Source organism: uncultured Draconibacterium sp., assembly GCF_913063105.1.
GTDB lineage: Bacteria > Bacteroidota > Bacteroidia > Bacteroidales > Prolixibacteraceae > Draconibacterium.
The window spans coordinates 1-3,405 of record NZ_CAJXYQ010000039.1 but is presented as its reverse complement, the minus strand read 5'-3'; the positions used below and the strand labels follow the sequence as shown (position 1 = coordinate 3,405).

The window sequence follows — 3,405 nt, the reverse complement described above, 5'->3', positions numbered from 1 at the left end:
AGTAATAAAGTAAAAACAAGCGACCTGGAATTAAAAGACAGGTTGGTAGCCATTAACCGTGTAACCAAAGTAACAAAGGGTGGACGTACATTCAGTTTCTCTGCCATTGTTGTTGTTGGAAACGAGGATGGAATTGTAGGTTGGGGCCTTGGTAAAGCAAGCGAAGTAACTACTGCAATTGCAAAAGGTATTGACGCAGCTAAAAAGAACCTGGTAAAAGTTCCGGTAATTAACGGAACAATACCGCACGAACAAACAGCAAAATTTGGAGGAGCAAACATTTTGTTAAAACCAGCTTCATCGGGTACTGGTCTAAAGGCCGGGGGTGCAATGCGTGCCGTACTTGAAAGCGCTGGTGTACACGACGTACTGGCAAAATCAAAAGGTTCATCCAACCCACACAACCTGGTAAAGGCAACAATGGAAGCACTTACCGAGTTGCGGGATGCTTATATGGTAGCAGAACACAGAGGTGTATCACTGGAAAAAGTTTTTAAAGGATAACACAGTTATGGCTAAATTAAAAATTACACAAGTAAAAAGTGGTATCGGTTCAACAAAACGCCAAAAAGCAACACTTGAAGCGTTAGGTTTGAAAAAATTGAACCAAACTGTTGTTCACGAGGCTACTCCTCAAATTGTTGGTATGGTTAACAAAATGAGGCATTTAATTAGTGTTGAAGAAGTTAAGTAATATTTCAAACCATTGAAATTATGAAACGGGTCTTGATTACTCGAGACCCGTTCCATCTTATTCAATTGAATATTAAAATATTTAATAAGATGAATTTAAGTAACTTACAACCTGCAGAAGGATCGACTAAAACAACAAAACGAATTGGTCGTGGTCAGGGCTCAGGCCGTGGCGGTACATCAACTCGTGGTCATAAAGGCCAAAAGTCGCGTTCAGGTTACTCCAGGAAAATTGGTTTCGAAGGCGGTCAGATGCCTTTGCAACGTGTAGTTCCTAAAATGGGATTTAAAAACATTAATCGTGTTGAATACAAAGCAATCAACCTTGATGTTCTTGAAAACCTGGCTACAAAAAAGAACCTGACGGTAATTGACAAAGAGTCCTTGGTTAGCGCAGGTATCGCGTCGAAAAACGACAAGATTAAAATTCTTGGCGGTGGTACTTTAACTAAAAAACTAGAAGTTAAAGCCAACGCATTTTCAAAAAGCGCGAAAGAAGCAATAGAAAAATTAGAAGGAACAACTGAAATACTTTAAACCGTAATGAAACGATTTATAGAGACCCTAAAGAATATTTATAAGATTGAAGATCTAAGGTTCAGAATTGGAACAACACTGTTTTTCCTGTTAATTTACAGGTTAGGCTCGTTTGTTTCGCTTCCGGGAATCGATCCGGCACAGTTACAAAACCTGCAAAATCAAACATCAGATGGTTTGCTGGGATTGATTAACATGTTTTCGGGTGGTGCCTTTGCACAGGCTTCTATCTTTGCTTTAGGAATCATGCCGTATATTTCTGCCTCAATTGTTATCCAGTTAATGGGTATCGCAGTTCCCTATTTCCAGAGGTTGCAGAAAGAGGGAGAGTCAGGAAGAAGGAAAATTAACCAGATTACACGGTATTTAACTGTGCTAATTCTGATTCCGCAGGCATCGGCATATCTTACCAATCTTCATTACCAACTGCCCGATTCGGCATTCGCACTGAGTGGAATATGGTTTAATGCTCCATCCATTGTGATTTTAACTGCCGGTTCGATGTTTGTTTTATGGTTAGGTGAACGTATTACCGATAAAGGTATTGGTAATGGTATCTCCTTAATCATTATGATTGGTATTATTGCCCGTTTACCCATGTCGGTTGTACAAGAATTTGGTAACCGAATTAACCAACAGGGTGGAGGTTTAGTAATGTTCCTGGTAGAGTTTGTTATCTTGTTTATCGTATTTATGGCATCAATTGCCCTGGTACAGGGAACCCGTAGGATTCCGGTACAGTACGCTAAACGAATTGTAGGTAACAAGCAATACGGCGGAGTACGTCAGTACATCCCTCTTAAAGTGAATGCCGCAGGTGTAATGCCTATTATTTTTGCTCAGGCAATTATGATGGTGCCTATTACAATTGTTGGTGTTGCTAATTCTGAAAATTTGCGTGGTGTTGCGGCTGCTCTATCAAACATCACAGGTTTTTGGTATAATTTAACACAATTTTTATTAGTGGTAGCTTTTACGTATTTTTACACCGCTATTACTATTAACCCAACACAAATGGCAGAAGACATGAAGAAAAACGGCGGTTTTATTCCGGGGGTTAAACCCGGTAAGAAAACGGTTGAGTTTTTGGATACTGTAATGTCGCGCATAACTTTACCAGGATCAATTTTTCTTGGTTTAGTAACAATAATGCCGGCATTTGCCATGATGATGGGAATTAGCCAGTCGTTTGCCCTGTTTTACGGTGGTACATCGCTGCTTATTCTTGTTGGTGTAGTGTTAGATACCTTACAGCAAATTGAAAGTCACTTGTTGATGCGCCATTATGATGGTTTGATGCAATCAGGCCGAATTAAAGGACGTCCGGGTATTGGAGGAATGTAAAACAAATTGTAGAGAGATTTATTTAGTAGTTAAACTTATTCAAAAAAAATTAAAAGTAGTTTTTTATGGCAAAACAACCATCCATAGAACAAGATGGAACAATTATAGAAGCATTATCAAACGCAATGTTTCGGGTTGAACTGGAAAATGGTCATGTAATTACAGGACACATTTCCGGGAAAATGAGAATGCATTATATTAAAATTTTGCCAGGGGATAAGGTAAAAGTCGAAATGTCTCCTTACGATTTAACTAAAGGTAGAATTACATTTAGGTACAAAAACTAAAGATTGTATAGGAAACGAGTCCCGGCCTAAGTCGGGCATCGATACAAAAAATTAAAAAAATAATAAGATGAAAACTCGTGTTTCAGTAAAAAAACGTAGCGAAGACTGCAAAATTATACGCAGAAAAGGACGTTTGTATGTGATTAATAAAAAGAACCCTAAGTTTAAACAACGTCAAGGGTAATTAATCTTTTAAAAAGAAGAATTTTATGGCACGTATTGTAGGTGTTGATATTCCAAGTAATAAAAGAGGTGAGGTTGCTCTTACCTATATTTATGGTATTGGCCGCAGCAGGGCAATAACTATCCTGGATGAAGCAGGTGTAGACAGAAACCTGAAAGTACAGGATTGGAACGACGAACAGTTGGCCGCTATTCGTGGAGTTATCGGCGATAACTTCAAAGTAGAAGGTGAATTGCGTTCTGAAGTACAAATGAACATTAAGCGATTAATGGATATTGGTTGTTACCGTGGTATCCGTCACCGTATCGGTTTACCGGTACGCGGGCAGAGCACAAAAAACAACGCACGTCCCCGTAAAGG

Annotated in this window: 7 protein-coding genes; all 7 read left to right on the top strand. The window is 39.0% G+C overall.

What is annotated here, in order from left to right:
- The coding region (gene rpsE / locus QZ574_RS19355) for a 30S ribosomal protein S5 (RefSeq protein WP_363314610.1) at positions 1-504 on the top strand (504 nt) is incomplete at its 5' end.
- Positions 505-511: 7 nt separating this feature from the next.
- On the top strand, positions 512-694 hold the full coding sequence (gene rpmD / locus QZ574_RS19350; RefSeq protein ID WP_297092639.1) for a 50S ribosomal protein L30: 183 nt from the start codon (positions 512-514) through the stop codon (positions 692-694).
- An 89-nt stretch (positions 695-783) separates the two neighbouring features.
- Positions 784-1,230 carry a 50S ribosomal protein L15 gene (gene rplO, locus QZ574_RS19345; RefSeq protein ID WP_297092637.1) on the top strand — a complete coding sequence of 149 codons (447 nt, stop codon included), beginning with the start codon at positions 784-786 and terminating at the stop codon, positions 1,228-1,230.
- Between the two features lie 6 nt (positions 1,231-1,236).
- A complete protein-coding gene (gene secY, locus QZ574_RS19340; RefSeq protein WP_297092635.1) occupies positions 1,237-2,574 on the top strand; it encodes a preprotein translocase subunit SecY in 1,338 nt (445 codons plus the stop codon).
- A 65-nt stretch (positions 2,575-2,639) separates the two neighbouring features.
- Positions 2,640-2,861 (top strand): translation initiation factor IF-1, encoded by a 222-nt coding sequence (gene infA, locus QZ574_RS19335; protein WP_038559066.1) that lies wholly within the window; start codon positions 2,640-2,642, stop codon positions 2,859-2,861.
- Between the two features lie 67 nt (positions 2,862-2,928).
- Positions 2,929-3,045 (top strand): 50S ribosomal protein L36, encoded by a 117-nt coding sequence (rpmJ, locus tag QZ574_RS19330; RefSeq protein WP_074780216.1) that lies wholly within the window; start codon positions 2,929-2,931, stop codon positions 3,043-3,045.
- Positions 3,046-3,070: 25 nt separating this feature from the next.
- A partial coding sequence (gene rpsM, locus QZ574_RS19325; RefSeq protein ID WP_297092628.1) for a 30S ribosomal protein S13 occupies positions 3,071-3,405 on the top strand: 335 nt, incomplete at its 3' end.